The following is a 6,860-nucleotide window of genomic DNA, read 5'->3' as shown; positions in this document are numbered from 1 at the left end:
AGCCCAATCTTGGCAACTGCGGATACACTAAGTTAAGTTGGAATCTAGAACGGTTATCTCTATCTAATGGATGATGACCGACGAGCGTATTTTAGTCAGTCAGCAGGCTGTTGTCGCAGATCCAAATGGCTAAATAGATGTAAATTTGGCCGATGTATAAAAAACTGTCATTTTTATTAGTACTCGTACTGGCCGGTAGTTGCGATCGACTACCGCTAGAGTCAGCTGCCCAGAGCCAACCTGCGGATACCCCACCGCCGCTAGCGGCCGTGAGGCAAGCTGAAACAGTCGAAATTTATAATGACTGGAATGGCTATTCAGACATTACGCCAATTCTCCGGCATTCCAAGCTCCGCCTCGATCGCCAAAAACTAGTCGGTAACTCGCACATCGCTGTCGGTGGTTATGGGGCAGCGGGAATTCATCAGCAGAAAACTACCAAAGTCCAAATCCCCACCGCAGTTACCGCCCAATTTCTAGCGACCTTGGCCAAAACGCCGCTGCAAGTTGGCACTTATCAACCTCGACTCGATTCGAGCGATAATTATCCTTCCATCCAAATTCGAGTCACCATCGATCGCCAACAAATTACGTTTAGTTCCCAATCCCAAGCCGATAATTATGTGCCGTGGAAAGTCACGCTGCAACAGCATCATCGCGTCACCGAATATATTAGTAATTCGGCCTTCCCCGCCCAAGCCCTCAAGCTCCTCAATCCGTATCTCGATCGCACGGGTTTGGAAGCGATCGTCCAGCGGCGGCTGCGTCAAAAACTGCAACCGCCGCAATTCAAGAATCAGACGATCGGGCGCAAATCGCGTCCATAATCGGCCATAAAATAGTAGGATAGGCAATGAGGCGCAATCCCACCCCACAGGAACTAAATTATCGTCTTTGACCATCTTTAATCCCCAGCCTTAGGGTTAAGGTTCTAGTTTCGATCGCCGCGATCTCGAGCGCGCAACTCGTATGTTACCACTTGCCCCAGATACTCTTTTGCAACAACGTTACCGCATTCTCAACCTGCTTGATGATGGCGGTTCGGGGCGAATCTATCTCGCAACCGTTGACGAAGCCGTTCCGCTGGAACATCGCGAGCGGGGCGAGACTGAGTGCGCGATCGAGGAGATCGTCCCTTCCGATCGATTCCCAACAGTCGTGGCCAAAGCCAAAGAGCTGTTCGATCGAGAGGTCAAATTGCTCGAACGGCTTCAACACTCGCAGTTGCCTCGGTTTTGGGGGACATTTACAGAGCGCGATCGCCTATTTTTAGTGCGGGACTATATCGCCGGATCGACCTACGCACAGCTTTTGAACGAGCGTCGGGATCTGAATACCGCATTTAGCGAATCGGAAGTCTGGCAATTTTTAACCCAAATCCTGCCCGCGATCGGCTACCTCCACAGTCAAGGGGTAGTACATCGCAATCTCGCTCCCAGAAATATCATCTGCCGCGATCGCGATCGGCTACCCGTCCCCATTTCGTTGGGCGTAGTCCAAGAATTTGCCGATAAACTCCAAGCAGACCCCAGCAACCAGTCGCGGGCGATCGGTCAACCTGATTACGCGCCACCAGAACAACTCCAGCACGGCCAAGTCTACCCCCACAGCGACCTCTACGCCCTGGCCGTCACGGCGATCGTCTTATTAACGGGCAAAGAACCCAGCGCGCTATTTGAAAATCATCTCCCCAACTGGGAGTGGCGCAAGTGGACGACCATCAACGATGATTTTGCCAATGTACTCGGACGGATGTTGAGTCTCGATCCTGGAGATCGCTATCAATCGGCTGTCGAAGTCAATCGCACCTTACAATCACTAGATATTCCCGCAATTCGTCCACCGCAGTTAGAGCCAACCCCCCAGCACCCGTCTACCATTCCCACCGTCGCCGTCGGTGCCCCCTCACAGCCAGCAGCCCCGGAAGAACGCTCGGCCATCACCAATCTTGGCAAATCGATCTGGGAACAGCCCCGAGTCTTTATCCCGGCTGGCTTGCTGATCTCCTTAGTGGCCGGACTCGGTTCCTGGTTTGGCGTCAGCCAGCTCTTGCACCGCCCCGCTACAGATCCCGTCGCCACCACCCCACCCAAACAAATCGACTTCAATAATCCGACGATTCCCACAGATGCGAGCAGTCCCAGTCCGAACGCTGGCGGCGATCTCATTCAACCCGAACTGAATCGATCGGTCATTAAAGAGGGCACTGTCGATGCAAATACACCCATTAAATACCGGCTGACTGCCGTAGCCGGTCAAAATCTCGATATCCAATTAGTCCCTGCCGCTAGCCCCACTACCGATCCAAATCAGCCGCTGGCCGCTAACGACCCGGCCAGAACTACCCCCAACCCGGTCGCACCGATCGATGCTAGCCCGACACCAGCGCAAACACCTAGCACGACTAACCCACCCGTCTCGATTCCCAGCGCAGTATCGAACAATCAACAACAAGTCCTGATGACAATCTTATCGCCAGCAGGTGCGGCGATCGACAAACAAGCCGAGCGCGTCGTCGGTTGGCGCGGCCAAGTCCCCACCGATGGCGAATACACGATCGAATTACGCCCGATTAAGGGTCTGACGGGTAACGCTTTTCCCTATAAGTTGAGCGTCACCCAACTGGCGGTCGCCCCCTCTCCCTCACCGACTACCGAACCCACACCGTCATCAGCAACTAGTCCCACGCCCGCAGCTAACCCTTCACCAGGATCGACACCACCATTAGGCATCCCTACTCCCGGCCAAAGCGGGACGGATGGGAGTTCAACTAGCCCACAATCCACACCGCCCAGCACCGATTCATCGATCGGTGCGCCAGCAACCCCAGTCCCGATCGTCGTCCCCACCACGCCAACACAGTCAGAACGCCCCACTCGCACGCGCCGCCGCAGAACGCAGACACAAGAAGCTAGCCCCGCTGTCAAGGAACGATCGACCGAATCCACGGAAGAAACCCCCGCTCAACGTCGCCGCCGCCGTCGGGTTGAAGCGAACAACGATGAGACACCAACTCGCCGCCGCCGGGTCGAATCGAACGACGATGAGACACCAACTCGCCGCCGCCGGGTCGAATCGAACGACGATGAAACCCCAACGCCCCGCCGCCGCCGTCGGGTCGAATCGAACAACGACGAGACACCAACGCCCCGCCGCACCCGACAGACCGACACCGAACAAACCAAGCCCAGTGCCACACCGAAACCGGATGGGGAGAGTAACAAATCTACCAATACGCCCCAACCCGAACCCTCGATCGGCATCCCCGTCCCGCCAGCCAAAACTACTACTCCAAATCGCACCGAGGGTAAACAATCTGCCCCGAACCCAGGCAGAGGTGACGTCGATCCAGATTAGGATCGTCACTACTCGACCAGCTCCATACCAGCGACTTTAAATGCTCCCGATCGCCAGTACCGACACCGATGCGAGTAAAACCGTCCTCATAGCAGCCTAGCTAGTTATGCCTGCCGTCGATCGACCAGCTCTATACCAGCCAAGTTAAATGCTCCTGATTACCAGTACCGACACCGAGGCGGGTAAAACCGTCCTGACAGCAGCATTATCTAGTTATGCTCGCAAATACCGTCCGCAGCAAAACTGGGGCATTCTCAAGCCGATTCAATGCGGCACTGGCGATCGCGAGTTCTATAGTCGCCTGTTCGATCGGGCGATTGCCGAGATTAACCCGATTTATCTGGATCGGCCCCTCGCACCGCCGATCGCGGCTGCCCAAGCAGGGGTGGCGATCGATTTGGGCGTGGCTTGGCAAGCACTTACCCAGATGCGCCAACAACATGATTTCGTCTTGGTAGAGGGCATCGGGGGTTTGGGTACACCGATAACCGCCGAACTCGTCATCGCCGATTTGGCTCGTGAGTGGCGATTGCCAGCAGTTTTAGTCGTACCTGTCAAACTCGGCGCGATCGGTTTAGCCGTAGCCAATGTTGCCCTCGCCCGACAATATAATGTCCAGTTACGCGGGATCGTCCTCAATTGTCCCCAGCCGCTAACTGCTGAAGAGATTGCCAATTTTGCCCCCGCCGAACTGATTCAATCCCTCACCAGTACCCCCGTCCTCGGTTGCCTGCCCTATCTCCCAGATCTCCACGATCTGGATTTACTCGCCGCTGCGGCTGCCGATCTCGAATTAGAAATCTTGTTGCCAAATCTAGCTGCGACAGATCGATCTACCGCACTTGGCCGATCTCACTAGACTGCGGTGGATACTTATCAGCAGCAGTGCGATCCAATAAAATGTACTCACGTAAGTAATAACGCAGAAATCACAGCGATCGGGTCGCTACATAATAGAGTGAGTAGCAGATGTTTTGCAGGCTAGTCGCAGCTTGTGTCAATCTGTGAGTGGCATTACTGACACTGTGATTTTTTGTTGATGGTGAGCCTCTGTAATAATACTGTTGGAAGACTATGAATCAGCCATGTATAGTTAATGCGTAGTTGAATTTCTATTTTTCAGAAGAAATAGAAGTTAGCTGCGACTAAATCTGGCTCGAACCTAGTAATCAGGAAGTTCTCGAAATGTCCGCTTTAAACCCCGTGGCTAAATTTTCGATGGCAGTCTTTTCAGCTGTCGCCGTCTGTGCCTCAATGGCTGGATCTGCATCAGCCGCAGCCATCAGAACTGGATTCAGCAGCAATAGTCTCGCTGCAAACGATGATGGTTCTGCGCCAATGACCTCACTTGGCTTTACAGCCAACTTATTTGGCAATAGCTTTAGCCAAACTTATGTTAATAACAACGGTAACTTAACTTTTACAGGTGCTTTTGGTGATTATACTCCTACTAGTATTGCAGGTAGCAACACCCCGATTGTGGCACCATTTTTCGTAGATGTAGATACAACAGTGACTGGCTCTTCTATTGTCACTTATGGAACGGGAACAGTTAATGGTTATGCTGCCTTTGCTGCCAACTATGTGAATGTTGGATATTACGGTTCTACAGCCACCAAAAATAATAGCTTTCAAGTTGTGCTCATCAATCGCCCCGATACGGGTACTGGCAACTTTGATATCGAATTTAATTATGACCAAGTTCAGTGGGAAACTGGTACCGCTAGTGGTGGTAATGCTGATGGTTTAGGCGGTTCATCTGCTCGTGCTGGTTATTCCAATGGTTTGAGCGGAGCCGCGAATGTGTCTTATGAATTTCCTGGTTCTGCTGTCAATGGTGCCTTCTTAGATGGCGGTCCAGCCGGAACTTCACTCATCGCCAATAGTCTTAACAAGATGCAATAACCGTCAACGGCATGGGCCGCGAGGTTGTTCTTCGCCCAGCGGGCAAAGTCCTTGTTCTTGAACTTGGCGTCCTCGAAGTGGGGCGCAAAGCGCGAATGCTTCTCGAGGTTCGGCCTCGCAAAATACTTGGAAATGCGCGCCAGTTCACGCTGGTCAACTTCCGTGGTTTGGGCAGGGTGGCGCGCATATTCCGCTTCAACTTCTGAGCGGAACTTTTCAGCACCAATCTCGTGCACGAGGATCTTGATGCGGGCCTTGTACTTGTTGTCCCGGCGGCCATAGAGGTTGTAAACCCGCATGATGGCCTCGATGTAGGGAATGAGCTCGGCTTCCGGCAGGAACTCCCTGACGGTGACGGCGATCATTGGCGTGCGGCCCTGGCCACCACCCACCATCACTTCCCAGCCGCTCTGTCCCTTGTCGTTGCGGTGCAGGCGCAGGCCAATGTCATGCACCTTGACGGCAGCCCGGTCATTGGGCGCACCCGTCACGGCAATCTTGAACTTGCGTGGCAGGAACGAGAATTCAGGATGAAGCGAGGACCACTGCCGCAGCAATTCGCCAATCGGTCTGGGATCGGCAATCTCGTCTGCGGCCGCACCCGCCCAATGATCCGTCGTCACGTTGCGGATGCAGTTGCCGGAGGTCTGGATGCCATGCATCTCGACTTCAGCCAATGCCTCGAGAATGTCCGCCGTGTCTTCGAGCTTGATCCAGTTGTACTGGATGTTCTGGCGCGTTGTGAACTGGCCGTAACCCCTGTCCCATTTGTCCGCGATGTAGGCGAGGCGGCGCATCTGCTTCGATGACAGCGTGCCATAGGGAATCGCAACACGCAGCATGTAGGCATGGAGCTGCAGGTAGAGGCCGTTCATCAGACGCAAGGGCCGGAATTCTTCTTCCGTCAGTTCGCCCTTCAGGCGCCGGTTGGCCTGGTCACGGAACTGTGCCGTGCGCTGCTGCACGAAACTCAGGTCGAACTCATCATAGCGGTACATGTCTTATCCCTCGACGGCGGCAAACTTGCCCGCCGTTCCTTCAGCTTGCTTTCCAAGGTCCAGGCGGACCGTCGGCCCCTGGGCGCGGATGCGTTCACGGATATGCGACGCGCGGATCATTCCTTCGATGCGCTCGGCATCAAACAGGTATGCACCCGTCACCGCGTTGGCCTTTTCATCAGTCTTGGCGCGGGCTTCCAGCGCTGCCACGGCCTGTGGTTCCTGCGCCAGCACCGCATTGTCGATGGCAAGCGCCCATTCACCGGCACGCGTGAGGAAGACAACCTCCCCATCACGCAGGCGGTTGGCCGTCATCACCTGGCCTTTTTCAATCGTCGTCATGAAGCAGCTCTCAATATTGCATTCTGGATATCTTCCCGGACGGGAAAGGGAACAACGTCAGCGCTGGACGAAAGCTTGCCGGCCCTGCCGCGCGATGCTTCGTTCAGGCCGATGTAAATCAATGCGGGACCTTCAATTCCGGCACTGTGCACGGTCTCCCACAGGTTTCCGATGGTGGACTGGATCACGCGTTCATCACTGCGCGTTCCGTTCTCAACCAGCGTCACGGGGGTTGATGGATGCATTCCGGCATCAAGC

Annotated in this window: 5 protein-coding genes and 2 pseudogenes; 4 read left to right on the top strand and 3 right to left on the bottom strand. The window is 54.6% G+C overall.

The genetic code is table 11. The annotated features are described in order from the left end of the window. Positions 1-152 precede the first annotated feature (152 nt). From RMO84_RS09575 to RMO84_RS09560, 4 genes are all read left to right on the top strand, one after another. Positions 153-827 carry a hypothetical protein gene (locus tag RMO84_RS09575; RefSeq protein WP_310488242.1) on the top strand — a complete coding sequence of 225 codons (675 nt, stop codon included), beginning with the start codon at positions 153-155 and terminating at the stop codon, positions 825-827. A gap of 142 nt (positions 828-969) precedes the next feature. Then, positions 970-3,357 (top strand): protein kinase domain-containing protein, encoded by a 2,388-nt coding sequence (locus tag RMO84_RS09570; RefSeq protein ID WP_310488241.1) that lies wholly within the window; start codon positions 970-972, stop codon positions 3,355-3,357. A gap of 148 nt (positions 3,358-3,505) precedes the next feature. Then, positions 3,506-4,216 carry a dethiobiotin synthase gene (bioD, locus tag RMO84_RS09565; protein WP_310488240.1) on the top strand — a complete coding sequence of 237 codons (711 nt, stop codon included), beginning with the start codon at positions 3,506-3,508 and terminating at the stop codon, positions 4,214-4,216. Positions 4,217-4,575: 359 nt separating this feature from the next. After that, positions 4,576-5,262, top strand: coding sequence for a nidogen-like domain-containing protein (locus RMO84_RS09560; protein ID WP_310488239.1), 687 nt, complete (start codon positions 4,576-4,578; stop codon positions 5,260-5,262). Between the two features lie 211 nt (positions 5,263-5,473). On the opposite strand, the pseudogene RMO84_RS09555 reads toward RMO84_RS09560, so the two are convergent. The 3 genes and pseudogenes from RMO84_RS09555 to RMO84_RS09545 all read right to left on the bottom strand — a co-directional run. Continuing rightward, a pseudogene (locus tag RMO84_RS09555) lies at positions 5,474-6,260 on the bottom strand (nitrite/sulfite reductase); the annotation flags it as partial. Positions 6,261-6,263: 3 nt separating this feature from the next. Beyond that, a complete protein-coding gene (locus RMO84_RS09550; protein WP_310488237.1) occupies positions 6,264-6,602 on the bottom strand; it encodes a DUF2849 domain-containing protein in 339 nt (112 codons plus the stop codon). Next, positions 6,599-6,860 (bottom strand): annotated as a pseudogene (locus RMO84_RS09545) (hypothetical protein); the annotation flags it as partial. The gene RMO84_RS09550 and the pseudogene RMO84_RS09545, both read right to left, overlap by 4 nt.

This window comes from Chamaesiphon sp. VAR_69_metabat_338, assembly GCF_031423935.1.
Classification (GTDB): Bacteria; Cyanobacteriota; Cyanobacteriia; order Cyanobacteriales; family Chamaesiphonaceae; genus Chamaesiphon.
Note: the sequence above shows the minus strand (reverse complement) of the source record. Positions and strands in the feature narration are given on the sequence as shown.